Source organism: Martinezella rhizogenes, from assembly GCF_027460065.1.
GTDB classification, from domain to species: Bacteria; Pseudomonadota; Alphaproteobacteria; order Rhizobiales; family Rhizobiaceae; genus Agrobacterium; species Agrobacterium rhizogenes_C.
The window spans coordinates 32,479-58,638 of the sequence record NZ_JAPYZZ010000010.1; the positions used below are offsets into that span (position 1 = coordinate 32,479).

General features: G+C 59.6%; 22 protein-coding genes. 20 read left to right on the top strand and 2 right to left on the bottom strand.

What is annotated here, in order from left to right; all coding sequences use genetic code 11:
• Positions 1-146: 146 nt before the first annotated feature.
• From O8B93_RS16410 to glpK, 19 genes are all read left to right on the top strand, one after another.
• Positions 147-812, top strand: a complete 666-nt coding sequence (locus O8B93_RS16410; protein ID WP_269710989.1) for a GntR family transcriptional regulator — start codon at positions 147-149, stop codon at positions 810-812.
• 100 nt (positions 813-912) lie between these two features.
• Positions 913-1,500, top strand: a complete 588-nt coding sequence (locus tag O8B93_RS16415; RefSeq protein WP_269710990.1) for an ANTAR domain-containing response regulator — start codon at positions 913-915, stop codon at positions 1,498-1,500.
• A 35-nt stretch (positions 1,501-1,535) separates the two neighbouring features.
• Positions 1,536-2,831 carry a CmpA/NrtA family ABC transporter substrate-binding protein gene (locus tag O8B93_RS16420; protein WP_269710991.1) on the top strand — a complete coding sequence of 432 codons (1,296 nt, stop codon included), beginning with the start codon at positions 1,536-1,538 and terminating at the stop codon, positions 2,829-2,831.
• Positions 2,832-3,210: 379 nt separating this feature from the next.
• Positions 3,211-4,503, top strand: coding sequence for a CmpA/NrtA family ABC transporter substrate-binding protein (locus O8B93_RS16425; RefSeq protein WP_269710992.1), 1,293 nt, complete (start codon positions 3,211-3,213; stop codon positions 4,501-4,503).
• A 113-nt stretch (positions 4,504-4,616) separates the two neighbouring features.
• Positions 4,617-5,510, top strand: coding sequence for a nitrate ABC transporter permease (ntrB, locus tag O8B93_RS16430; protein ID WP_269710993.1), 894 nt, complete (start codon positions 4,617-4,619; stop codon positions 5,508-5,510).
• A gap of 13 nt (positions 5,511-5,523) precedes the next feature.
• The gene (locus O8B93_RS16435; RefSeq protein WP_269710994.1) at positions 5,524-6,321 is read left to right on the top strand and encodes an ABC transporter ATP-binding protein; all 798 of its coding nucleotides are present in this window, start codon (positions 5,524-5,526) and stop codon (positions 6,319-6,321) included.
• A 5-nt stretch (positions 6,322-6,326) separates the two neighbouring features.
• Positions 6,327-8,774, top strand: a complete 2,448-nt coding sequence (gene nirB, locus O8B93_RS16440) for a nitrite reductase large subunit NirB (RefSeq protein WP_269710995.1) — start codon at positions 6,327-6,329, stop codon at positions 8,772-8,774.
• A 5-nt stretch (positions 8,775-8,779) separates the two neighbouring features.
• Positions 8,780-9,115, top strand: coding sequence for a nitrite reductase small subunit NirD (nirD, locus tag O8B93_RS16445; RefSeq protein ID WP_269710996.1), 336 nt, complete (start codon positions 8,780-8,782; stop codon positions 9,113-9,115).
• Between the two features lie 232 nt (positions 9,116-9,347).
• On the top strand, positions 9,348-11,996 hold the full coding sequence (locus tag O8B93_RS16450) for a nitrate reductase (RefSeq protein WP_269710997.1): 2,649 nt from the start codon (positions 9,348-9,350) through the stop codon (positions 11,994-11,996).
• The gene (cysG, locus tag O8B93_RS16455) at positions 11,968-13,446 is read left to right on the top strand and encodes a siroheme synthase CysG (RefSeq protein ID WP_269710998.1); all 1,479 of its coding nucleotides are present in this window, start codon (positions 11,968-11,970) and stop codon (positions 13,444-13,446) included. Before O8B93_RS16450 ends, cysG begins: the two co-directional genes overlap by 29 nt.
• A 137-nt stretch (positions 13,447-13,583) precedes the next feature.
• Complete coding sequence (locus O8B93_RS16460; RefSeq protein WP_269710999.1) at positions 13,584-14,363, top strand: DeoR/GlpR family DNA-binding transcription regulator; 780 nt, start codon at positions 13,584-13,586, stop codon at positions 14,361-14,363.
• 102 nt (positions 14,364-14,465) lie between these two features.
• Positions 14,466-15,989: a glycerol-3-phosphate dehydrogenase gene (locus O8B93_RS16465; RefSeq protein ID WP_269711000.1), complete on the top strand. Its 1,524-nt coding sequence runs from the start codon at positions 14,466-14,468 to the stop codon at positions 15,987-15,989.
• Between the two features lie 37 nt (positions 15,990-16,026).
• Entirely contained in the window at positions 16,027-17,097 is a 1,071-nt protein-coding gene (locus tag O8B93_RS16470; protein ID WP_269711001.1) for an ABC transporter ATP-binding protein, read from the top strand.
• A gap of 13 nt (positions 17,098-17,110) precedes the next feature.
• Entirely contained in the window at positions 17,111-18,181 is a 1,071-nt protein-coding gene (locus O8B93_RS16475; RefSeq protein ID WP_269711002.1) for an ABC transporter ATP-binding protein, read from the top strand.
• Positions 18,182-18,183: 2 nt separating this feature from the next.
• Positions 18,184-19,050 carry a carbohydrate ABC transporter permease gene (locus O8B93_RS16480; RefSeq protein ID WP_010973407.1) on the top strand — a complete coding sequence of 289 codons (867 nt, stop codon included), beginning with the start codon at positions 18,184-18,186 and terminating at the stop codon, positions 19,048-19,050.
• A gap of 39 nt (positions 19,051-19,089) precedes the next feature.
• Positions 19,090-19,965 carry a carbohydrate ABC transporter permease gene (locus tag O8B93_RS16485; protein WP_405049067.1) on the top strand — a complete coding sequence of 292 codons (876 nt, stop codon included), beginning with the start codon at positions 19,090-19,092 and terminating at the stop codon, positions 19,963-19,965.
• 2 nt (positions 19,966-19,967) lie between these two features.
• Positions 19,968-20,261 (top strand): DUF2160 domain-containing protein, encoded by a 294-nt coding sequence (locus O8B93_RS16490; protein WP_269711004.1) that lies wholly within the window; start codon positions 19,968-19,970, stop codon positions 20,259-20,261.
• Between the two features lie 74 nt (positions 20,262-20,335).
• Entirely contained in the window at positions 20,336-22,057 is a 1,722-nt protein-coding gene (locus O8B93_RS16495) for an ABC transporter substrate-binding protein (protein ID WP_080828966.1), read from the top strand.
• Positions 22,058-22,129: 72 nt separating this feature from the next.
• The gene (gene glpK / locus O8B93_RS16500) at positions 22,130-23,629 is read left to right on the top strand and encodes a glycerol kinase GlpK (RefSeq protein WP_269711005.1); all 1,500 of its coding nucleotides are present in this window, start codon (positions 22,130-22,132) and stop codon (positions 23,627-23,629) included.
• Positions 23,630-23,635: 6 nt separating this feature from the next.
• Here glpK and O8B93_RS16505 read toward each other — a convergent pair whose 3' ends face one another.
• On the bottom strand, positions 23,636-24,496 hold the full coding sequence (locus O8B93_RS16505) for a LysR family transcriptional regulator (RefSeq protein WP_269711006.1): 861 nt from the start codon (positions 24,494-24,496) through the stop codon (positions 23,636-23,638).
• Positions 24,497-24,594: 98 nt separating this feature from the next.
• Between O8B93_RS16505 and O8B93_RS16510 the strand changes: the two genes are divergently transcribed.
• Positions 24,595-25,614, top strand: coding sequence for a bile acid:sodium symporter family protein (locus tag O8B93_RS16510; RefSeq protein WP_269711007.1), 1,020 nt, complete (start codon positions 24,595-24,597; stop codon positions 25,612-25,614).
• Between the two features lie 63 nt (positions 25,615-25,677).
• On the opposite strand, the gene hspL is transcribed toward O8B93_RS16510, so the two are convergent.
• On the bottom strand, positions 25,678-26,160 hold the full coding sequence (gene hspL / locus O8B93_RS16515) for a heat shock protein HspL (RefSeq protein ID WP_269711008.1): 483 nt from the start codon (positions 26,158-26,160) through the stop codon (positions 25,678-25,680).

Below are 26,160 nucleotides of genomic sequence, written 5' to 3' on the forward strand. Positions count from 1 at the left end.
GTCTATTTGTTGGACGTGATGACCGCGATTTAATCATGTTTTTTTCGTGCTTTGCTAATGCTTTGTGCTATGGGCAGAACATGCCGTGTCCGAACATGCCTGTCACGGAATTCCCGATGCCGCATTGCTCTTAGGAAAGGAGCGCCATGACGGAAACGATAGAGGGTCTGCCGCTTGCGGATCGATTGGCCAAGGGTATTCGCACCCTGCTGATATCAGGTGAGCTGGCGCCGGGGCAGCGCCTTTCCGAGGCAGCCTTCAGTGAACGTTTCGATGTCTCCCGCAATTCGTTGCGCGAAGCCTTCCGGCTTCTGACGAAGGATGGGCTGTTGCGCCACGAGGCCAATCGCGGTGTGTTCGTCGCCGTTCCCACCATGTCTTCGGTCATCGATATCTACCGTGTGCGGCGCATGGTGGAATGCGGCGCGCTGCGCCAGGCCTGGCACAAGCATCCCGCCATCAAGGCGATGCGCGCAGCCGTCGAGGACGCCAAGGTCAAGCGCGAGGCTGCCGATTGGCTGGGTGTGGGCAGCGCCAACATGAAATTTCATGCAGCGGTTGTCGATCTTCAAGACAGTGCCCGGATCAGCGATTTTTATGAGCGTATCGCCGCGGAACTCAGGCTTTGTTTCGGGCTCTTGAAAGATCCTGAACAGCTTCATTCGCCGTTCGTGGATATGAACAGCAGGATTCTATCGCTGATGGAAGAGGGCAAAGCTGCCGAGGCTGGCAACGAGATGGAAATCTATCTCAATCTCTCCGAGCGGACGGTTTTGAAGGCGCTCGAGCGCGCCGTCGAACACGCATCCTGATAGGGCAGGCGGCAGGGGAGACAACGTCCCTTGTTGCTCCATCCATTTTTGCATCGGTAGCGGATTGCCAAGTTTGCTGCGCTGCGTCATCAATGCTCACATGACGCTTCGCGACCTCACCATTCTTGTCATAGACGAAAACGCGATCCGCGCCTCCATCATCGAGGAGGGGCTACGTGAGGCTGGCTATCAGCGCGTCACCGTTATCCACGAAGTGCATGGTGTGGCGCGTACCATCGAGACGCTGCAGCCCGACGTTATCTTCATCGACCTTGAAAATCCCAACCGTGACATGATGGAGCATCTGTTCCAGCTGACCCGTACGGTTGGACGCCCCATCGCCATGTTTGTTGATCGTTCCGATACGGCCTCCATCGAGGCAGCCGTCGAGGCAGGCGTTTCCGCCTATGTGGTGGACGGGCTGAAGAAGGAGCGGGTCAAACCCATTCTTGATATGGCGGTCAGCCGCTTCAACGCTTTCAGCCGCCTACAGAGGGAACTTGCCGATGCCAAATCGGCGCTGGAGGAGCGCAAGGTCATCGAGCGGGCCAAGGGCATTTTGATGAAGATGCGCGGGCTGTCCGAGGAGGAGGCCTTTGCGCTTCTGCGGCAGACGGCGATGAACGAGAAAAAGAAGATTTCCGAGATCGCGCAAAGCGTGGTCACCGCGGCGGGTCTGTTGATGTGACGACCCCGCCGGCCGGACAGTGTGGAGTGTAAGATATGGCGGCACCGGAAAAAACGGCAGGCTCGGGGAGAGAAGCAACGCAAACGCTCGGCGCACCCGCACTGGTGGGCAGCGACCGGCAGAAGATCCTGCGTGCAGGCTTCATTCCGCTTGTCGATGCATCCGTGCTGATTGCCGCCGCCGAATTCGGTTTTGCCGAACGCGAAGGGCTGGTGCTCGATCTCGTCAAGGACGTGTCCTGGGCCAATGTGCGTGACCGGCTGGCCTTCCGGCAATTCGATATCGCCCATATGCTGTCGCCGATGCCGGTTGCCTCCATGCTCGGGCTGGGTTCCAATCCGTCACCGACGATCACGCCCTTTTCGCTCGGACGCGGCGGCAATGCGATCACGCTTTCGACCCGGCTTTTTGCGCGCATGAAGGCGTTGACGGGGCTTTCGGAGACGGCCGGTGCGCTCGAAAACGCCACTGCCCTCAAGCTGGTGCTGGACGATATGCGGGCGCGCGGCGAAGCGCCGCCGACGCTCGGCATGACCTATCCGTTTTCCTCGCATAATTACGAGTTCCGCTATTGGCTCGCCGCCGGCGGTATCCATCCCGATCATGACGTCAAGCTGGTGGTGGTGCCGCCGCCCATGACCTCGGATGCGCTGGCCGCCGGCGCCATTGATGGCTTCTGCGTCGGCGCGCCATGGAACATCGTCGCTGCCGAGCGCGGTGTCGGCAGGATTGTCGCCGCCAAGCAGGATCTGTGGCCTTCGGCACCCGAGAAAGTTATCGGCATGCGGCCCGAGTGGGCGGAAAGCCAGCAGGAAACGGTGGGACGACTGCTGACGGCACTCGATGCCGCCGCACGCTGGTGCGACCTTGCCGAAAATCACGACGCGCTGAGTGGCGCACTGGCCGATCCGCGTTATATCGATGCGCCGCAAAACATCATCCGCCGCGTGCTATCAGGCGAATTCAGCATCGACAGCCAGGGCAACCGCCGGGTGATCGACAAATATTTCACCTTCCATGGCGACCACGCCAACTATCCGCGCCAGAGCCAGGCCTTGTGGATTTACAGCCAGATGGTCCGCTGGGGGCAGGCCGAATTGTCTGAGACCGGCGTGAACGCCGCTCTCGCCGCCTATCGCCCGGATATTTATCGGGTGGCTTTGGGTGACGGGAAAGCGCCTGATGATGCCGATATCCGCATCGAGGGGCAGGAAGATGGAGACCGCTTCGTGGATGGTATCGTGTTCGATCCTGCCGATATCGCCGGTTATGTGAACAGCTTTTCCGTACGCACATCCGCGCCGGTTTCCCCCGCTTCGGGAGAGGCCTGATTGGCCTTTGGCCTTGCGGGCTGCGCAAATTTCAAGCGCGAATTTTTCCGCTTTGCACAAAGGAAAGACAGAAAAATCGCTGGTTAAAAATTAACCATTCCCTTGATTTTGGTAAATTAACATACCTTTTCAATCATTTAGATTTCATTTTCTAAACTGGCACGCCTCTTGCGTTTAATTCTTTGCACCGGTCAACGGCGATCGGGGCAAGCAGGGCGCGGCATAGGCGCTTTCAGAGACATAGACGTCGCAAGGTTTTGCTGCCCGGAACACCTCCCGTTCCGAAGGTGCAAACACCGAGCGGCGTTTTTTTATTTTCAGGTTTTTTCGCAAGCGAAAGCGTCACCGCGGAAGGTGGCCCAATAAGGGGAAGATGCGAATGAAAAAGATATTCTCGGGCGATGTCAGCCGCCGCACGATATTGAAGACAACGGCCACCGCAGCCCTCGTCAGCGCCGTGCGCACGGCCTTTCCGTCAGGCGCTTTCGCAGCCACTGCCGAGCCGGAAGTGAAGGGCGCGAAACTCGGTTTCATCGCGCTCACCGACGCCGCGCCGCTCATCATTGCCGCCGAGAAGGGACTTTTCGCCAAGCACGGCATGCCTGACGTCGAGGTTCTGAAACAAGCCTCCTGGGGTGCGACGCGCGACAATCTCGTGCTCGGCGGCGCCTCCAACGGCATTGACGGCGCGCATATCCTGACGCCGATGCCCTATCTCATGCATACCGGCAAGGTGACCCAGAACAATGTGCCGGTGCCGATGACAATCCTCGCCCGCCTCAATCTCGACAGCCAGGGCATTTCCGTCGCCAAGGAATATGCAGAGACCGGCGTCCAGCTGGATGCCTCCAGGCTGAAGGCGGCTTTCGAGAAGAAGAAAGCTGAAGGCAAGGAAATCAAGGCCGCCATGACCTTCCCCGGTGGCACGCATGATCTCTGGATCCGCTACTGGTTGGCTGCTGGTGGCATCGATCCGGACAAGGACGTCTCCACTATCGTCGTTCCGCCGCCACAAATGGTCGCCAATATGAAGGTCGGGAACATGGACGTCTTCTGCGTGGGCGAGCCGTGGAATGAACAGCTCGTCAATCAGGGCATCGGTTTCACCGCCTGTACCACCGGCGAACTCTGGAAGGGCCATCCGGAAAAGGCGCTCGGCATGCGTGCGGACTGGGTGGAAAAGAACCCCAACGCCACCAAGGCGCTGCTGATGGCTGTCATGGAAGCGCAGCAATGGTGCGACGAGATGGCGAACAAGGAGGAGATGTCCACCATCCTCGGCAAACGCCAATGGTTCAACGTGCCGCCTAAGGATGTACTCGGTCGCCTCAAGGGCAATATCAACTACGGCAACGGCCGCGTGCTGGAAAATACCGGCCTGCAGATGAAGTTCTGGCAGGACCACGCCTCCTATCCCTTCCACAGCCATGACAGCTGGTTCATCACCGAAAACATCCGCTGGGGCAAATTTGCGCCTGACACAGATGTGAAGGCGCTGGTTGCGAGGGTGAACCGCGAGGATATTTGGCGCGCGGCCGCCAAGGATCTCGGCGTTGCCGATCTTCCCGCTTCCACATCTCGGGGCAAGGAAACCTTCTTCGACGGCAAGGTCTTCGACCCTGAAAACCCCTCGGCCTATCTCGAAAGCCTTTCCATCAAGGCGGCCTCCTGAGGAGGAGACCGGGTATCGCCCTTCATCCGCCAGTGCCCGCCTTTCGGCGGCCGAGACTGAAGACCGGATGAGGGGCGAGCCCAGACCGCAACCGAAATCAAGAGGAAATGCCCATGTCCGCATTGGCCCGAAAATTCAAAGAAGAGCCGCAGCAGCCGGCAGTGCAAAAGGCAAACGTCGTGGCACTTTCGCCCAAACATTCGCCGCGGATCGATCTTCGCAAATGGGGTGCTGGGGCGGCCCGCAACACCATACCACCGTTTGTCGTCCTTGCCGTGCTGCTCGGTGTCTGGCAGGTGCTCTGTTCCGCCCCCGGCTCATCGCTGCCACCGCCGAGCCAGGTTTTTAAGGAAAGCTACGACCTCATCGTATCGCCGTTTTTCCATAATGGTTCGCAGGATATCGGGCTTGGCCTGCGTGTACTCGTGTCGCTCGAACGTGTGGCTTACGGTTTCGGCCTCGCTGCCATCGCCGGCATCGTGCTCGGTGCGGTGATCGGCCAGTCTGTCTGGGCGATGCGCGGTCTCGACCCGATCTTTCAGGTGCTGCGCACCGTGCCGCCGCTGGCCTGGCTGCCGCTTTCGCTCGCCGCTTTTCAGGACAGCAACCCCTCGGCCATTTTCGTGATCTTCATCACCTCCATCTGGCCTGTCATCATCAATACGGCGGTCGGTGTGCGCAACATCCCGCAGGATTACCGCAACGTCGCGAAGGTGCTGCGGCTCAATCAGCTCGAATTTTTCTTCAAGATCATGCTGCCATCGGCAGCACCCTACATCTTCACCGGCCTGCGCATCGGTGTCGGCCTTTCATGGCTGGCGATCGTCGCCGCGGAAATGCTGACCGGTGGCGTCGGCATCGGCTTCTTCATCTGGGATGCGTGGAATTCCTCGCGCCTGCCCGACATCATCGTGGCGCTCGCCTACATCGGTGTCGTCGGCTTCATGCTCGACAAGCTGGTGGCGGCGCTCGGCAAGGTCATCACCCGCGGCGCTGCGGCGAATTGAGAGGGCCCAAATTATGAATGCTTATCTGAAGCTCGATCATATCGATAAATATTTCGACAAGGGCGGTTCGCGCGCCGAGGTGCTGAAAGGCATCAACCTCACCATCGAGAAGGGCGAATTCGTCTCCGTCATCGGTCATTCCGGCTGTGGCAAGTCCACCATGCTCAACCTCATCGCCGGGCTGACGAAGGTTTCGGCCGGGGCGGTCCTTCTTGAAAACCGCGAAGTCAACGAACCCGGCCCGGAACGCGCCGTGGTGTTCCAGAACCACAGCCTGCTGCCGTGGCTTTCGGTTTACGAAAACGTCAATCTCGCCGTCGACAAGGTGTTTCGCAACACGAAGACTCGGGCCGAACGGCATGACTGGGTCATGCGCAATCTTGATCTCGTGCAGATGGCCCACGCTAAGGACAAGAAACCGTCCGAAATTTCCGGCGGCATGAAGCAGCGCGTCGGTATTGCCCGCGCGCTGGCCATGGAACCGAAAATCCTGCTGCTGGACGAGCCTTTCGGTGCGCTTGACGCGCTGACCCGCGCCCATCTTCAGGACGCAGTGATGGAAATCCACGCCCGGCTCGGCAACACCATGGTCATGATAACCCATGATGTTGACGAGGCGGTACTGCTCTCCGACCGTATCGTGATGATGACCAACGGTCCCGCCGCCCATATCGGCGAAGTGCTTGACGTGCCGCTGGCCCGCCCGCGCAACCGCATCGAGCTTGCATCTGACACCACCTATCTCAAATGCCGCGAGGCCGTGCTGAAGTTCCTCTACGAACGTCACCGCTTCGTCGAAGCTGCGGAGTAACGACCATGACGCAAAAACTCGTCATCATCGGTAATGGCATGGCGCCGGGGCGCATGCTGGAGAACCTGTTCGAAACCGCCCCCGGCCTTTACGACGTCACCATCTTCAACGCTGAGCCACGCGTCAATTACGACCGCATCATGCTCTCGCCGGTGCTCTCAGGCGAAAAGAGCTACGAAGACATCGTCATCCACAATGACGAATGGTATGCCGCCAATAATGTGACGCTGCACAAGGGCGCGAAGGTTACGGGCATCGACCGGGACAAAAAGACCGTCACCAGCGAAAACGGCATCACAGCTTCCTACGACAGACTGGTGATCGCCACCGGTTCGCTACCCTTCATCATCCCCGTTCCCGGCCATCAATTGTCTGGCGTACTAGCCTATCGCGATCTCGACGACGTCACAAAGATGCTCGAAATCGCCGAGGGCAAGGGCCGCGCCATCGTCATCGGCGCGGGCCTTCTCGGGCTGGAAGCGGCCTATGGGCTGAAGCGTCAGGGCATGGAGGTCACCGTCATCCACCTGATGCCGACGATCATGGAGCGCCAGCTCGATCCGGCAGCGGCCTATCTTCTGGAAAAGGCACTGAATGAGCGCGGCATCGACATCATCACCAAGGCCAATACCAAATGCATTCTCGGTGAGGAAAAGGTCGAGGGCATCGAGCTGGAAGACGGCCGTGTTATTAAAGGCGACATGGTAGTGATGGCGGTTGGCATCCGCCCCGCCTCCGGTCTTGCCAAGGAATCCGGCATCGCCGTCAATCGCGGCATCGTCGTCGATGACGGCATGATGACCTCGGACGCTTCGATCTACGCGCTCGGCGAATGCGCCGAGCATCGCGGCATGTGTTACGGCCTCGTTGCACCGCTTTACGAATCGGCGCGGGTACTGGCCGACCGGCTGTGTGGCGGTTCGGCCGAATATCACGGTTCCGTCACCAATACCAAGCTGAAGGTCACCGGCATCAACCTGTTCTCCGCTGGCGATTTTGCGGAAGGTGACGACCGCGAGGAAATCGTGCTGCGCGACGCCACCGCCGGCGTCTACAAGCGCCTCATCCTCAAGGAAAACCGCATCATCGGCGCGGTTCTCTACGGCGAGACGGCTGATGGCTCGTGGTTCTTCGACCTGATGAAGAAATCGACCGACATTTCCGCCATGCGCGAAACCCTGATCTTCGGCCAGGCCTATCAGGGAGGGTCTCCGCTGGACCCTATGGCGGCCGTTGCAGCCTTGCCGGATGATGCGGAAATCTGCGGCTGCAACGGCGTTTGCAAGGGTAAGATCACCTCGGCCATCACCTCCAAGGGGCTGACCTCGCTGGATGATGTGCGCGCCCACACCAAGGCTTCCGCCTCCTGCGGCAATTGCACCGGCCTTGTCGAACAGTTGATGACGCTGACGCTGGGCGACAGCTACAACCCCGCTGCCGTGCAGCCCATATGCAAATGCACCGATCTCGGTCATGACGATGTGCGTCGTCTCATCAAGGCCAAGGGTTTAAAGACCATTCCCGCCGTGATGCAGGAACTGGAATGGAAAACCTCCTGCGGCTGCGCCAAATGCCGGCCGGCGCTTAACTATTATCTCGTCTGCGATTTCCCGGACGAATATGCAGACGATTACCAGTCGCGTTACATCAATGAGCGCGTCCATGCCAATATCCAGAAGGACGGCACCTATTCCGTCGTGCCGCGCATGTGGGGCGGCGTCACCTCCTCCTCCGAGCTTCGGGCGATTGCCGATGTGGTCGACAAGTTCGAAATCCCGATGGTGAAGGTGACGGGCGGCCAGCGCATCGATCTGCTCGGCATCGGGAAGGAGGATTTGCCCGCCGTTTGGGCCGATCTCGGTAAGGCCGGCTTCATCTCCGGTCAGGCCTATGCCAAGGGCTTGCGCACGGTGAAGACCTGTGTGGGTCAGCAATGGTGCCGCTTCGGCACGCAGGATTCCACCGGGCTTGGCATCCGCATCGAAAAATTCATGTGGGGCTCGTGGACGCCCGCCAAGCTGAAGCTTGCCGTTTCCGGCTGTCCGCGCAACTGCGCCGAGGCCACCTGCAAGGATATCGGCGTCATCTGCGTCGATTCCGGCTTCGAAATCCATTTCGCCGGTGCCGCCGGTCTCGATATCAAGGGCACGGAAGTCCTGGGTCTTGTCCATACCGAGGACGAGGCGCTCGAGCATATCGTTGCCCTGACCCAGATGTACCGCGAGCAGGCGCGCTATCTCGAGCGCATCTACAAATGGGCCAAGCGCATCGGTTACGACGAGGTTCGCCGCCAGATCATGGACGATACTGACAAGCGCAAAGCCTATTTCGACCGCTTCGTCTTCAGCCAGAAATTCGCACAGGTCGATCCCTGGTCGGAACGTGTGTCGGGCCACGACAAGCACGAGTTCAGGCCCATGGCGGCAATCGGTTTCAATCAGGCGGCGGAGTGAGAACGATGGACAGCAATTGGATCGATATTGGCGATATTTCCGACATCCCGCTGCGCGGCGCGCGTTGCGTGAAGACGCCGATGGGCAAGATCGCGGTGTTCCGCACGGCGGAAAATCAGGTCTTCGCGATTGAGGATCATTGCCCGCACAAGGGCGGTCCGCTCTCCCAGGGCATCGTGCATGGGGCGTCGGTGACGTGTCCGCTGCATAATTGGGTCATTTCGCTGGAAACCGGTAAGGCGCTGGGGGCGGATGAGGGCGAGGTTCGGACGATTCCGGTGCGCAATTTGTATGGACGCCTCTCCATCGCGCTTGAAACTCTGATGATTGCGGCGGAGTGAATGGCGATGGCGGCGATGGCGAAAATACCCCCCTCTGTCCTGCCGGACATCTCCCCCTCAAGGGGGGAGATCGACAAGCGGCGGGCTTTCCGCTTCATCTTTACGGTCGGCGACCTAAACTGTGAAACGAAGTCCGTGCCGCAAGTGATCTCCCCCCTTGAGGGGGAGATGTCCGGCAGGACAGAGGGGGGTAAGCGCCACGCGCCGAGAGGGCAAATAAGAGGGCAGTCCCATGCCCGTTGAAACCAAAACCACCTGCCCCTATTGCGGCGTCGGCTGCGGTGTGATCGCAACCGTTGCCGATGACGGCACCGTTTCAGTCAGAGGCGATCAGGATCACCCCGCCAATTTCGGACGGCTGTGTTCCAAGGGTTCGGCGCTCGCCGAAACCATCGATCTCGACGGTCGCCTCATCCACCCGGAAATCGGCGGCCGGCGGGCGACCTGGGACGAGGCACTCGATCTCGTCGCTTCCCAGTTCTCGCAAGCCATTGCCGAGCACGGCCCGGATTCCGTCGCCTTTTACGTCTCCGGCCAATTGCTGACGGAAGATTATTACCTGGCGAACAAGTTGATGAAGGGTTTCATCGGCTCGGCCAATATCGATACCAACTCAAGGCTCTGCATGTCGTCCTCGGTTGCCGGACACCGCCGCGCCTTTGGGGCCGATACGGTGCCGGGTACCTACGAGGATATGGAGCTTGCCGATCTGGTGATCCTCACTGGCTCCAACCTCGCCTGGTGCCACCCCGTTCTCTATCAGAGACTGGCGGCCGCCAAGGCGGCGCGGCCGGAGATGAAAGTCGTCGTCATCGATCCGCGCCGGACGATGAGCGCCGATATTGCCGATATGCACCTCGCCATCCGTCCCGATGGGGACGTGGCGCTATTTACTGGCCTTCTGGCGCATCTTTCCGGCAGTTCGGCGATCGATCGCGCTTACGTGGAAAATCATACGGCGGGCTTCGATACCGCAACGCTGGCCGCAAGTGAGCATAGCCTGCCGGAAATTGCCGAGGCCACCGGCCTGACCACCGCCGAACTGATTTCCTTTTACGAATTGTTCAAGCGCACAAAAAAAACTGTCACCTGTTACAGCCAGGGCGTTAACCAGTCTGAAAGCGGCACCGACAAGGTCAACGCCATCATCAATTGCCATCTCGCCACCGGCCGCATTGGCAAGCCGGGCATGGGACCGTTTTCGCTGACCGGCCAGCCGAATGCGATGGGCGGACGCGAGGTCGGCGGGCTCGCCAACATGCTGGCCGCCCATATGGCCATCGAAAGCGCTGAGGATCGCGACCGTGTGCAGCGCTTCTGGGCCTCGCCCGCCATTGCCCGTAAACCCGGCCTCAAGGCGGTCGACATGTTCCGGGCGGTGGCTGACGGCCGCATCAAGGCGCTATGGATCATGGCCACAAACCCGGTCGTATCCATGCCGGATGCCGCTGCCGTCGAGGCGGCCATCAAGGCCTGTCCTTTCGTCGTCGTTTCCGATGTCATGGCCAATACGGACACGGCCAGCCACGCCCATGTTCTCCTGCCGTCGCTCGGCTGGGGCGAAAAGGGCGGTACGGTTACTAATTCCGAGCGGCGCATTTCCCGCCAGCGCAGCTTTCTCGATGCACCCGGCGAAGCGAAAGCCGACTGGTGGCAGATGGCGGAGGTGGGCCGGCGCATGGGCTTTAACGCTGCTTTTGCTTATCAAAAGCCCTCGGAGATTTTCGCCGAACATGCCGCTCTTTCCGGTTTCGAGAATGCCGGAGGCCGTGATTTCGATATCAGCGGAATCGACCCGAATTCCTATGATACGGTGACACCTTTCCAATGGCCGAAAGCCGGGGCCGGCGAGGCCGAGATAACCCGTTTTTTCGCGAATGGCCGGTTTTATCACGCAGACGGTAGGGCACGCTTCATCGCCACCGCTTTGCCTGAGGTGGACAAAACATCGGCAAACTATCCGCTGACGCTGAATACCGGCCGCATTCGCGACCAATGGCACACCATGACCCGCACAGGCAAAAGCGCTCGCCTCACCGCCCATATCGCCGAACCCTTCGCCGAGCTTCACCCGCGCGATGCGTATGCGCTGGGAATTGAAAGCGCCGATCTGGTGGAACTGGAAAGCCCGCATGGCAAGGTGCTGCTGCGCGCGCTGGTGAGCGAAAGACAGGCACGGGGCTCGGTCTTCGCGCCGATGCACTGGAACGACCAGTTCGCCGCGCGGGCGCGGATCGATATGGTTGTGGCGCCGGTCACGGACCCGCATTCCGGCCAACCAGCCTCGAAAAACACGGGCATAAGGGCAAGGCGTTTTGAAGCGAAAGCTTATGGTTTCGCCATTTCCCGCACCCGGCCCGATGCGCCGGATTGCGCCTATTGGGCGATTGCCAAGGCGGACGGAGGCTATCGCATGGAACTGGCTTTTGCGAAAGATCCGCAAGACTGGACGCTCTGGGCGCGTCAGGTTTTCGGCATCGATGCGCGGGTCGAGCCACTGCGGTATAGCGACCGGCAGACCGGCGATCTGCGCCTCGCCTTCTTCGATGGTGAAACGCTGCTGGCAGCGTTGTTCATCGCTAATCAACCGGTGGCCGTTGCCCGCAACTGGGCCATATCGCAACTGACCGAACGTCATGAGGATTTGCGCATGCGTTTTGCGCTGGTCGCCGGGCGTCCGGGGGCGGGACGAGCCGATCCGGGCGCAACTGTCTGCTCCTGTTTCAATGTCGGGGTGAACCAGATCACGACCGCCATTCGTGACGGTTGCCACAGTGTTGAAGCCATCGGCAAGGCGCTGAATGCCGGAACCAATTGCGGCTCCTGCCGCGCCGAAATCAGGGGGATCATCGATGGATGCTTTAAAACCGCAGCGGAATGAACCGGCCCGCATGGAGAAGCTCGCCAAGCTGCCGGTCTTCTGGGGTCTCGAGGGCAAGCGCGTGGTTCTCACGGGCGGATCGGATGGGGCCGCCTGGAAGGCGGAACTGCTGTTGGCCTGCGGGGCGGAACTTGACCTCTATTGTGAGGAAAGCGCACTTTCGGAAAGCTTGGTGGCGCTCGTCGCCAAAAGCCCGATGCTGACATGGCATGACCGTTGCTGGAATCCAGATATTTTCAAAGGGGCGGAACTGGCGCTGGCAGATTGCGAGACCAACGAGGAAGCCGAAAGATTTTATCATGCAGCGCGTGCGGCCGGCGTGCCCGTCAATGTCATCGACAAGCCTGAATTCTGCCAGTTCCAGTTCGGCTCCATCGTCAATCGCTCGCCGGTGGTGGTATCGATCTCCACCGACGGTGCTGCGCCCATTCTGGCGCAGGCCATTCGTCGGCGCATCGAGACGTTGCTGCCGCTTTCGCTGAAAGATTGGGGCGTGCTTGCCCAGACGCTCCGCGAGCGCGTTAATCTGCGGTTTGCGCCCGGCACGGCACGGCGGTCTTTCTGGGAAAAATTCGTCGATCGGGCTTTTACCGAAAGGCTGGACGAAGGCAGCGAAGAACGGCTGCTGACAGATATAGCGACACAGGCCGGGCGGACGGGATCGGCGCGGGGCCTTGTGACGCTCGTGGGCGCGGGACCCGGTGATGCCGAGCTTTTGACGCTGAAAGCGGTGCGCGCCCTGCAGGCGGCCGATGTCATCCTGTTCGATGATCTCGTCTCGGCGGAGGTACTGGAACTGGCGCGCCGCGAAGCGAAGCGAACGCTGGTCGGCAAGCGCGGGGGACGGGAAAGCTGCAAACAGGAAGACATCAACGACATGATGATCCGCTTCGCCAAGGCTGGTAAACGGGTGGTGCGGCTGAAATCCGGAGATCCGATGATTTTCGGACGCGCCGGCGAGGAGATCGCGGCGCTGGAAGCGGAAAAGATCCCGGTCGAGGTCGTGCCCGGCATAACCGCCGCAAGCGCCATGGCCTCACGCCTCGGCGTTTCCCTGACCCATCGCGACCATGCCCAGTCGGTCCGGTTCGTCACCGGACATTCGCGGCAGGGAAAGCTGCCGGAAAATATCGACTGGCAGTCCCTGTCGAATTCTTCGGTGACCACCGTGTTTTATATGGGCGGGCGAACCGCCGTGGACATTCAGTCTTGCCTGCTCGCCCACGGCATGTCCGCCTCGACCCCCGTGGTGGTGATGATTTCCGTCAGCCGGGTGAATGAACAACGCTGGTGCGGTTCGCTCGCGCAACTGGCTGCGGCAGTCGAGAGGCTGGGCGTGAACGAACCCGTTCTGATCGGTGTCGGTGATGCGTTCCGTTCCGCTTCCGCCGCGTTTTCCGGCTCCGATAAAGAGCAAGCCGCTGCTGCGCCTTTTCAAAAAACCGGCTAATAAGCTTCTTGATCGGACCCACATTCTTCAAGCAAATCCGCAAAGTGGTGGCCATCGCCGCCATAACCTTCCCTTGACATTGGTTTTTCGTTCGCTCTTCAATAAAACGAAAAAATTGAAAGAGGAGGGAGGCCGAAATGCTGCTCACACCGCGTCAGGATGAAATCGTTGCGCTGGCGAAAGCGAACGGCCGGGTGCTGGTCGACGAACTGGCGGCGCGGTTTTCGGTGACCCCCCAGACGATCCGCAAGGATCTGAACGATCTCTGTGATACGCGGGTGTTGACGCGCATCCATGGCGGCGCGCTTTTCCCGAGCGGCAATGAAAACGTCAAATACGAGGCGCGCCGCGCGATTGCTTCTGTTGAAAAACAGGCGATCGGTGCCGCTGCCGCTGCGCTCATACCCAACAACTCTTCCCTCTTCATCAATATTGGCACAACAACCGAGTCGGTGGGCGAAGCGCTGGCGGACCACCACGAGTTGATGGTCATTACCAACAATATCAATGTTGCCAACAGGTTGCGGGTCTTCCCCGGCATTGAAGTCGTGATTGCCGGCGGCGTGGTGCGCGGTTCCGATGGCGGTATCGTCGGTGAGGCGGCGGTGGACTTCATTCGCCAGTTCAAGGTCGATTTCGCCGTCATCGGCGTTTCGGCGATCGATGAGGACGGGGCACTGCTGGACTTCGATTTCCGTGAGGTCAAGGTGGCTCAGGCGATCATCTCCAATGCCCGTCATGTCATTCTGGTGTCCGATTCACTGAAATTCGAACGCACCGCCCCTGTGCGCATCGGCCATCTTTCGCAGGTTCATACTTTCATTACTGATCATTGTCCGGTCGATTCCATCCGCAGCATCTGTGCCGATCATGATGTCCGCCTGATCGAAACCGAGGCGCGAGGAGGGCTGATTTAGTGACTTCGGAATTTCGTTTGACATTCGTTTTGTCTTCGAATTAGATGACCATGCTTTCAGAATATCGATGGGGAGAGCGTCGATGAAAGCACGGGAGGGGCGATGTCTGACGAGGCAATCCACGATATCTTCGTGATCGGTGGCGGCATCAATGGCTGCGGCATCGCGCGCGACGCCGTCGGCCGAGGCTATTCCGTCGCGCTTGCGGAAATGAACGATTTTGCTTCCGGCACGTCATCTGCCGCCACCAAGCTCATCCACGGCGGTTTGCGGTATCTCGAACATTATGAATTTCGTCTGGTGCGCGAAGCCTTGATGGAACGTGAGGTGCTGTGGGCGATGGCGCCGCATATCATCTGGCCTATGCGCTTCGTCCTGCCGTTCCAGAGGGGCGGGGTGCGCCCGGCCTGGCTCGTGCGTCTCGGGCTTTTCCTTTACGATCATCTCGGCGGCCGCAAGCTTTTGCCGGCCACCCGCTCGCTCGACCTGCGCCGCGATCCTGCCGGAAAACCGCTGAAGCCGATTTTTGCCCGCGCTTTCGAATATTCCGATGGCTGGGTGGATGATGCCCGTCTGGTGGTGTTGAACGCCCGCGATGCGGCCGATCGTGGCGCCCTGATCCTTAACCGCACGCAGGTGGTTTCCGCGCGGCGCGAAGGCGCCTTCTGGCGGGTTGAAACGAAAAATGCCGCAGGCGAAAGCAAGACCTACCGGGCGCGCCTGCTGGTGAATGCCGCAGGCCCCTGGGTAGACAAGGTGCTGTCTTCCACATTCGGCAAAAACAATGTCCATAATGTCCGCCTTGTGCAGGGCAGCCACATCATCGTGCGCAAGAAGTTTGCCGATCCGCGCGCCTATTTTTTCCAGAATCCGGACGGCCGCATCATCTTCGCCATCCCTTATGAGCAGGATTTCACTCTGATCGGCACGACGGATCGCGACTATACCGCCGATCCCCGGGCTGTTAAGATCAGCGATGACGAAATCAGCTATCTCTGCAATGCCGCGAGTGAATATTTCGCTGAACCGGTAAAGCCCGCCGATATCGTCTGGACCTATTCCGGCCTGCGGCCGCTTTTCGATGACGGCGCATCAAAAGCACAGGAAGCGACCCGCGACTATGTGCTGAAAACAGAAGGGGCGGAAGGCGAAGCGCCGCTCCTCAATATCTTCGGCGGAAAGCTCACCACCTATCGGCGGCTTGCCGAACATGCTCTTGAAAAAATCAGCGATGCGCTGGGTGAAAAGGGTGCGCCATGGACGGCGGGTTCGCATTTGCCGGGCGGAAATTTCGGTGCCGAGGCCTATGCGGAAGAGGTCAGGACCGTGCGGTCGCGGTATCCCTTCCTCGATAAACGTCATGCTGAGCGGCTCGTCCGTTGTTATGGAACGGATGCGATGGCCATAATCGGTTCTGCTACGGACACGGCAGCGTTGGGCCGGCATTTCGGCGGCACGCTTTACGAGGCCGAGGTTCGCTGGCTGATGGCGCGGGAGTGGGCGCTGACGACGGAAGATATTCTGTGGCGCCGCACGAAGCAGGGGCTTTTTCTGACGCCTGAAGAGGCGCGCGGGCTGGAAGACTATATCGAAGGCATTGCAGGTGGACGCTTGAAGGCAATCTGACGATCCGATCGAAAAGCGGAGGAGGCTTTGGATCACCATGCTTGAATTGCGAAACGTCTCGAAGATGGTGGGTGGTGAATATCATATTCACCCGACGGATCTGACGTTGCAGCGCGGAAGCCTGAACGTCCTGCTTGGACCGACGCTTTCGGGCAAGACGACACTGATGCGACTGATGGCCGGGCTGGACAAGCCGAGCGGCGGCTCGATCCTCTTTAATGGTGAAGATGTGACGGGCTGGCCGGTGCAGAAGCGCAACGTCGCCATGGTCTACCAACAATTTATCAATTATCCGGCGCTCTCCGTTTATGAGAACATCGCTTCACCGATGCGGGTTGCTGGCAAGGACCAGTCGACCATCGACCGGGAGGTGAGGAAGGCCGCCGAGCTTCTGAGGTTGACGCCCTATCTCGACCGCACGCCGCTCAATCTCTCCGGCGGCCAGCAGCAGCGCACGGCGCTTGCCCGCGCCATCGTCAAGAACGCCAATCTGGTGCTGCTCGACGAGCCGCTCGCCAATCTCGATTACAAGCTGCGCGAGGAATTGCGCGAGGAATTGCCGCGCATCTTCGCAGAGTCCGGCGCGATCTTCGTTTATGCCACGACGGAACCTTCCGAAGCGCTGCTTCTGGGCGGCAATACAGCGACCCTGAACGAGGGAAGGGTGACGCAGTTCAGCCGCACGATCGAGGTCTATCGGCAGCCGGTGGATATCGTCACTGCGGAAATCTTTGCCGATCCGCCGCTCAACACCATCGAGGTCATCAAGATGGGTAACGCTTTCACGCGCGCCGACAAGGCTGTGGTTGTGGTGCCGGCGCATCTTGCCGCCGTGCCGGATGGGCCTTTGACCATTGCTTTCCAGCCGCATCATCTTTTCCCGCATGCGAAGGGCGAGGCGCGGCAATCCATCCGGGCACGGACACTGATTTCGGAAATCGCGGGGTCGGAAAGTTTCGTGCATGTGGAATTTTTCGGCCGGCGCTGGGTGATGCTGGCGCATGGTATCCACGACATCGAACCGGACAGGGATATCGAGCTGTTTCTCGATACAAAACACCTGATGGCCTTTGACGCGAATGGTCGCGCCATCGGCGAAGCGGCCTGAGGGGAGATCGGTCATGGCACGTATCACGCTCGATCACATCCGCCACGCCTATAACGCCAAGGCGCAGGCTGCCGGCGATTATGCGCTGAAAGAAGTGCATCACGAATGGGAAGATGGCGGGGCCTATGCGCTGCTCGGACCTTCCGGCTGCGGCAAGACCACGCTGCTCAACATCATTTCCGGCCTGCTGCGCCCCTCCGAAGGCCGCATCGCCTTTGATGGAACCGACGCGACCGATTTCGCCACCGAGGACCGAAATATCGCTCAGGTGTTCCAGTTCCCGGTCGTTTACGACACGATGACGGTCTATGACAATCTCGCCTTTCCGTTGCGCAACCGGCATGTACCGGAGGCGGAGATCGACCGAAGGGTCCGCGAAATCCTTGAGATGACTGATCTGTCCGGCATGGCCAAACGCCATGCGCGCGGGCTGACGGCGGACCAAAAGCAGAAGATTTCGCTGGCGCGTGGCCTTGTGCGTTCCGACGTCAACGCCATACTTTTCGATGAGCCGCTAACGGTTATCGATCCGCATATGAAATGGGTGCTGCGCTCGCAGCTGAAGCGCCTGCACCGCCAGTCCGGCTTCACCATGGTCTATGTCACCCATGACCAGACGGAGGCGTTGACCTTCGCCGACAAGGTGGTGGTGATGTATGACGGGCAAATCGTTCAGATCGGCACGCCCGCCGAGCTTTTCGAGCGGCCGGGACATACATTCGTGGGTTATTTCATCGGCTCGCCGGGCATGAATGTGTTGCCCGCCAACATCGAGGGGGCGACGGCTGTGGTCGGCGGTCTTGGTGTGCCGCTGGCAGGGGCGCCGAAAGTTGATTTGGGGCAGCGCATCGAGATCGGCATCCGCCCGGAGTTCATCCGGTTGGAGCGTGGCGGCATGCCGATCACTATCGACAAGGTCGAGGACATCGGCCGGCAGAAGATCGTCCGCGCCCGGTTTGCCGGCCAGAAGCTGGCAATCGTTGTCGCCGAAGACGAGGAAATCCCCACGGAAGCGGGTGTCCGTTTCGACCCGGCTGCGGTCGGCGTTTTCGCTGATTCCTGGCGTGTGAAGATGGGAGCCTGACCATGGAAAAAAGCTGGAACAACAAGGCGTGGTTCATGGTGCTGCCGGTGCTGGTGCTGGTCGCCTTTTCCGCCGTCATTCCGCTGATGACCGTCGTGAATTATTCGGTGCAGGATACCTTCGGCAATAACCAGTTCTTCTGGGCGGGAACGCAATGGTTTCAGGAAATCCTGAGCTCCGACCGCTTCTGGAACGCGCTCGGACGCAATCTGGTCTTTTCCGGCATCATATTGGCAATCGAAATTCCGCTCGGTATCTTTATCGCGCTCAAAATGCCGAAATCCGGCATCGGCGTGCCGATCTGCCTCGTCACCATGGCGCTGCCGCTTTTGGTGCCGTGGAACGTCGTCGGCACGATCTGGCAGGTCTTCGGCCGCAGCGATATCGGGCTGCTCGGCTATTATGCCAATCAGCTCGGGCTTGACTATAACTATGTCAACGATCCCGTCGATGCGTGGATCACGGTCGTCATCATGGATGTGTGGCACTGGACGAGCCTTGTCGTGCTCCTGTGCTACGCCAGCCTCGTTTCCATTCCGGATGCTTATTATCAGGCGGCACGGATCGATGGCGCTTCACGTTTTGCAGTGTTCCGGTTTATCCAGCTGCCGAAGATGAAGCGGGTGCTGCTCATCGCCTTCCTGCTGCGTTTCATGGACAGTTTCATGATCTATACCGAGCCTTTCGTCGTCACCGGCGGCGGCCCGGGTAACTCCACCACTTTCCTGTCGATCGATCTCGTGAAGATGGCGCTCGGCCAGTTCGACCTCGGTCCGGCGGCGGCCATGTCGCTGATCTACTTCCTCATCATCCTGCTGCTGTCATGGGTGTTCTACACCGTGATGACCAGCCACGACGCGGAGACCTGAGACATGAGTGCTTCGAATGTCACGGCAAGCGTGGAACGGATGGGAAGTTCGCCTGTGAAAGACGCCTCGGCGGGCGTATCAGGCATTGCCGCACGCTCGCGCCGCCGCCACGGACCATCACGTTTTTCCTGGCTGGTGCCGACGATCTACATCATCCTTCTACTCGTGCCGATCTATTGGCTGGTCAATATGAGCTTCAAGACGAACGCGGAAATCGTCTCGTCCATGACGCTTTATCCGCACCAGCCGACGCTGCAGAACTACAGGACGATTTTCACCGATTCCTCTTGGTATTCGGGTTACATCAACTCGATCATCTACGTCGTCATGAACATGGTGATCTCGGTCGCGGCAGCCCTTCCGGCGGCCTATGCCTTCTCGCGTTACCGTTTTCTCGGCGACAAACACCTGTTCTTCTGGCTCTTGACTAACCGCATGGCGCCGCCCGCCGTCTTCGCGCTGCCGTTCTTCCAGCTCTATTCGGCTTTCGGGCTGATCGACACGCATATTGCCGTGGCGCTGGCGCATTGCCTGTTCAACGTACCGTTGGCGGTGTGGATCCTCGAGGGCTTCATGTCCGGCGTGCCGAAGGAAATCGACGAGACCGCCTATATTGACGGCTATTCCTTCCCGAAATTCTTCGTGAAGATCTTCATGCCGCTTATTGCCTCCGGCATTGGTGTCGCCTGCTTCTTCAGCTTCATGTTCTCATGGGTCGAACTTCTGATCGCCCGCACCCTGACGACGACCGACGCCAAGCCGATTGCCGCGACGATGACGCGCACCGTCTCCGCCGCCGGCATGGACTGGGGCCTGCTTGCCGCCGCTGGCGTGCTGACGCTGATCCCCGGCGCGCTGGTGATCTGGTTCGTGCGCAATTACATCGCCAAGGGCTTTGCGCTGGGGAGGGTTTGACCATGACGAAGATGCCCGATTTTACCTGGATGGCTTGGACCTGGCAGACGGCCGCCTTTTTCGGCACTATTGCGGCGCTGCTGGTCGGCATGTGGTTCTGGGAACGTCTCTCGCCCGGCGGCAGTCCCCGCTTCGGCCTGTTGCGCTTCGAGACGACGCGCGGCGACAGGCTGTTCATCTCGCTGCTCGGCAGCGCCTTCATTCATCTCGCATGGCTCGGGCTGGTCGGCCCGAACCTGTGGTGGGCTCTCGCTCTATCCTTGGTCTACGCCATCGGCGTTTTCCGTTTTGTCTAGAGCAGGAAAAAGGTGCGGCGGAGGAAAACCGCACCCGCAGACTTCATGCAATCGCAACCCTTGGGAGGACTGATATGCGACGGCATCTGATGACGACGACGGCAGCCATGCTGCTGGCAATGACGGGTTCCGCTTTCGCCGGAATGGAGGAAGCAAAGCAGTTTCTGGACAAGGAAATCGGCGACATGTCGTCGCTTTCCCGTGCGGAGCAGGAAAAGGAGCTACAATGGTTTGTCGATGCGGCAAAACCCTTTTCGGGCATGGAAATCAAGGTGGTTTCCGAATCCCTGACCACGCATGAATATGAATCCAAGGTTCTGGCTCCGGCCTTTACTGCCATTACCGGCATCAAGGTCACGCATGACATCATCCAGGAAGGTGACGTCGTCGAAAAGATTCAGACCCAGATGCAGACCGGCCAGAACCTCTACGACGGTTGGGTCAACGATAGCGACCTCATCGGCACCCATTGGCGTTACCAGCAGGTGCGCAACCTGACGGATTTCATGGCCAATGAAGGCAAGGACGTCACCAATCCCGGTCTCGACCTCAAGGACTTTATCGGCAGCGCCTTTACCACGGCACCGGACAAGAAGCTCTATCAGCTTCCCGACCAGCAATTCGCGAATCTCTACTGGTTCCGTTACGACTGGTTCAACGACGACAAGAACAAGGCTGATTTCAAGGCCAAATACGGCTACGACCTCGGTGTTCCCGTCAACTGGTCGGCCTATGAGGATATCGCCGAATTCTTCACCGGCCGCGATGTCGGCGGCAAGAAGGTCTTCGGCCATATGGACTACGGCAAGAAGGACCCGTCTCTCGGCTGGCGCTTCACCGATGCCTGGCTTTCCATGGCCGGTAACGGTGACAAGGGCCTGCCGAACGGCCTGCCGGTCGACGAATGGGGTATCAAGGTCAATGACAAGTCGCAGCCGGTAGGTTCCTGCGTGGCCCGCGGCGGCGATACTAATGGTCCGGCTTCGGTCTATTCCATCGAGAAATACCTCGAATGGCTGAAGAAATATGCGCCGCCGGAAGCGCAGGGCATGACCTTCTCCGAATCCGGACCGGTGCCGGCGCAGGGCAACATCGCCCAGCAGATCTTCTGGTATACGGCGTTTACCGCCGACATGGCCAAGCCCGGCCTGCCTGTGGTGAACGAGGATGGTTCGCCGAAATGGCGCGTCGCACCTTCGCCGCATGGTGTCTACTGGAAGGACGGCATGAAGCTTGGTTATCAGGATGTGGGTTCGTGGACACTGATGAAATCCACGCCCGATGACCGCGCCAAGGCCGCATGGCTCTACGCGCAGTTCGTGACTTCGAAGACCGTGGATGTGAAGAAGAGCCATGTGGGTCTCACCTTCATTCGTGACACCACCATCCATCACAAGAGCTTTACGGACCGTGCTTCCAAGCTCGGTGGTCTGATCGAGTTCTACCGTTCGCCGGCCCGCGTGCAGTGGTCGCCAACCGGCACCAACGTTCCTGACTATCCGAAGCTGGCACAGCTGTGGTGGCAGGCAATCGGCGATGCGTCGTCGGGTGCCAAAACCGCTCAGGCGGCCATGGACTCGCTCTGCGCCGAGCAGGAAAAGGTCATGGCCCGTATCGAGCGCGCCGGTGTGCAGGGCGATATCGGCCCGAAACTGGCGGAAGAGCACGATATCGACTACTGGAACAAGGACGCCGTTTCGAAGGGCAATCTGGCACCGCAGCTGAAGATCGCCAACGAAAAGGAAAAGCCGGTCACCGTTAACTACGACGAACTGGTCAAAAGCTGGCAGAAGTAATTTCTGCATCAAATCTGAACAAACCGGGGCGGCTCTGCCGCCCCGTCATTGCGTCTGAAAGGGAGTAGCATAATGGGCGGTTATATTCTGGCGATCGATCAGGGAACGACATCGACGAGGTCGATGGTCTTTGATCGCGACATGCGGGTGATCGGTGTCGGACAGCGAGAATTTCCGCAACATTTCCCGGCCTCGGGCTGGGTCGAACACGATGCCGAGGATATCTGGAAAAGCGTGCTTGAAACCATCCGCCTGGCACTTGCCGATGCCGGCATCGCCGCTTCCGATATTGCGGCAATCGGCATCACCAATCAGCGCGAAACGACCGTGCTTTGGGACCGGAATACCGGTGAGGCCGTGCATCGCGCCGTGGTCTGGCAGGATCGGCGCGCGGCGCCCATCTGCGAAGATCTGAAGCGCCGGGGATTGGAACCGCTTTTTTCGAAAAAGACCGGCTTGCTGCTCGACCCCTATTTTTCCGGCACCAAGCTGAAATGGCTTCTCGATAGCGTCAGCGGCCTTCGCGAAAAAGCCGTGAAGGGAGAAATCTGCTTCGGCACGGTTGACAGTTTCCTCATCTACCGCCTCACCGGCGGTCGTCGCCATGTGACTGATGCCACCAATGCCTCACGCACGCTGATCTATAATATCGAGGACAACGCCTGGGATGACGAATTGCTGTCTATCCTCGACATTCCCCGCGCCATGCTGCCGGAGGTGCTGGATTGCGCCGCCGATTTCGGCGTGACGGACAAATCGCTGCTGGGCGCGGAAATTCCGATCCTTGGCGTCGCCGGCGATCAGCAGGCAGCCGTGATCGGCAATGCCTGCTTCGAGCCGGGCATGATGAAATCCACCTATGGCACCGGCTGCTTTGCCCTTCTCAATACCGGCACCGACCGAGTGGCATCCACCAACCGTTTGCTGACGACGATTGCTTACCGCCTCGATGGCGTGACGACCTATGCACTGGAAGGCTCGATCTTCATCGCCGGTGCCGCCGTGCAATGGCTGCGTGACGAGCTCGGTTTCATCTCGGTCGCCTCGGAAGTCAGCGCGCTTGCCGAAAAGGCCGATCCCAGGCAGCGCGTTTATCTCGTGCCGGCCTTTACCGGTCTTGGCGCGCCCTATTGGGACGCCGAGGCGCGCGGGGCGATTTTCGGCCTGACGCGCGGTACGGGACCTGCGGAATTTGCCCGCGCGGCGCTGGAAAGCGTTGCTTACCAGACGTTCGATCTTCTGGACGCCATGCGCAAGGACTGGGCGGGTGACAATGGCAAGACGGTGCTAAGGGTCGATGGTGGCATGGTCGCCTCCGATTGGACGATGCAGCGGCTTGCGGACATTCTCGCCGCACCGGTCGACCGGCCGGTCTTTCTGGAAACGACCATTCTCGGCGCGGCCTGGCTTGCGGCCTCCCGCGCTGGCATCTGGCCGGATCGCAAGGCCTTTGCCGACCACTGGCGCCGTGACCGCCGCTTCAGCCCTGATATGGAAGAGAGCGAGCGGAAAAACGCGATCGCTGGCTGGCGCGACAGCGTCGGCCGTTGCCTCTCGAAACGGGACAATTGAGGCGCGTTACACGAAGCTGCCGGGTGCGATGCTCTTGCTCGATACGAGATCGGAAAGTGCGCGCACCAGCTTCGTATCCGCGCCCTTGCTTGGCTGAAGCACGAATTCCACATCCTCGAGCGCCGGCAGCACGCCGGCGGCAATCTCCTTCAGGCCGGCCGGCGCCATGCTGCGCGGCTGCACCAAAATGCCCATGCCTGCTCTTGCGGCAGCGGTCAGCCCGCTCAGGCTGCCGCAGGTGCATACGATCCGCCAGGAGAGACCGGCCCGGTCCAATGCTTCCTGCGCCGCCTTTCTGGTAATGCTCGGCGGCGGAAAGGCGATCAGCGGCAGGGCATCCGGCTGGTTCAGCATGCGCTCCGGGTCTCGCGCCAGCCACACCAGCGGTTCGCGATAGAGAAAGTGTCCGAGCTTGTCGCCGAGACGGCGTTTGGCGAGCACCACATCCAGCTCGCCATTATCCTGCATCTGGTAAAGCACGCCGCTCAGCGAAACCGTCAGCTCCAGATCGACCAGCGGATAAAGCCGGATGAACTCCTCCAGAATGGCCGTCAGGCGGCTGGCCACAAAATCCTCTGAAACACCAAGCCTTAGCCGTCCCCGCAGGCGGTTTTCGCTGAACAGCGAGGAGACCTTGCTGTCGATATCAAGCATGTTGCGGGCATAACCGAGCAGCGCCTCGCCCTCTCCAGTCAGTTTCACCTGATGGGTGCTGCGCGCGATCAGCCGGCGGCCCAGCGCGGCCTCAAGCTTTTGGATATGCTGGCTGATGGTGGATTGGCCAATGCCGAGTCTCTCGGCAGCCAGTGTGAAACTGCCGGTTTGCTGAAGCATGACGAAGCTGGCAAGATGTTGAAGGTTCAGCATTATCTCAAATCATGATAACTGTTAATCTTTGCATCCGAAATCATGATGAGCGATAGTAGCGCGCGTTTCAAGCAAAACCGATGCCGGAAAGACCTCCCATGACCCGCTTTTTGCCCGACCGTTTCACCATGATGCTGGTGGCCACCGTGATTTTGGCTTCCATCCTGCCGATCAGCGGCGAGCCGGCGGAATATTTCGGGTTTGCGACAAAGCTCGCGATCGCCTTGCTGTTTTTCCTGCACGGCGCGCGGCTTTCGCGGGATGTGGTGATTGCGGGCATTCTGCACTGGCGCCTGCATCTGGCGATCCTTCTCGTCACCTTCGGGCTTTTCCCACTTCTTGGTGTGGCGATAGGCTTCATTCCCGAAAGCATTCTGCCGGCTCCGCTTTATATGGGCGTGCTGTTTCTCTGCGTGCTGCCGTCAACGGTGCAGTCCTCCATCGCCTTCACCTCCATGGCAGGCGGGAATGTTCCGGCGGCGATCTGTTCGGCCTCGGCTTCGAATATTTTCGGCATGTTCCTGACACCATTGCTGGTCGGCCTGCTGTTCACGGTGGGCGGTCATGGCGGCGGATTTTCGCTGGATGCATTCCTGCAGATTTTCCTGCAGCTGCTTTTGCCATTCGTCGTCGGCCAAGCGCTGCAGCCGTGGATTGGCGAGTGGATCCGGGCACGCAAGAAGCTTTTGTCGCCCGTCGATCGCGGTTCGATCCTGATGGTTGTCTATCTGGCGTTTTCAGATGCTGTTATCGAGGGTATCTGGCACACGTTTTCTCTCCGGGATATTGGCGTGGTCATCCTCATCAACATCGTGCTTCTGGCGCTGGTTCTGTGCGTGACGATGTTCGGCAGCCGATTGCTCGGTTTCGACAAGGCGGATGAAATTACCATTACTTTCTGCGGCTCGAAGAAGAGCCTTGCCAGCGGCGTGCCCATGGCGGGTGCCATTTTCGCCGGCCAGAGCATTGGCGCGATCGTGCTACCGATCATGCTCTTCCACCAGATCCAGCTGATGATCTGCGCGGTGCTGGCCCAGCGTTATGCCCGCAAGGCGCATGAAAAGGCGGCGATCGCGGAAACGGCGGCTGCGGAAGGTGCGGCGGCATCTGCTCGCTGATATGATCTCCGCAAACAAAAACGGCCCCGTGAAGGGGCCGTTCGTTTTGCATGTCACAAATGCTTAGTTGACCTGAGCCGGCGTGATCTGGGCTTCGATCGTCTTCGGCGCATCGGCACTGTCAGACGAGATCGCGATGCGGCGTGGTTTCATCGCTTCCGGAATATTGCGGACGAGGTCGATGTGAAGCAGGCCGTTCTTCAAGGAAGCGGTCTGGACTTCGACATGGTCGGCAAGCTGGAAGCGGCGCTCGAAAGCGCGCGTGGCAATACCGCGATACAGGAATTCGCCTTCGGTCGTTTTTTCGTCCGTGGCCTTCTCGGCCTTCACCGTCAGTGCGTTGGCGCGGGATTCGATGCTGAGTTCGGTTTCATCGAAACCGGCAACCGCCATCGTGATCCGATAGGTGTTTTCACCTGTTCGTTCGATATTATAGGGCGGATAGGACTGGGCCTGTTCAGTCTGGCCGAGGCCGTCGAGCATCGAGAAAAGACGGTCGAAGCCGACGGTGGAACGATAGAGGGGGGAAAAATCAACGTGACGCAT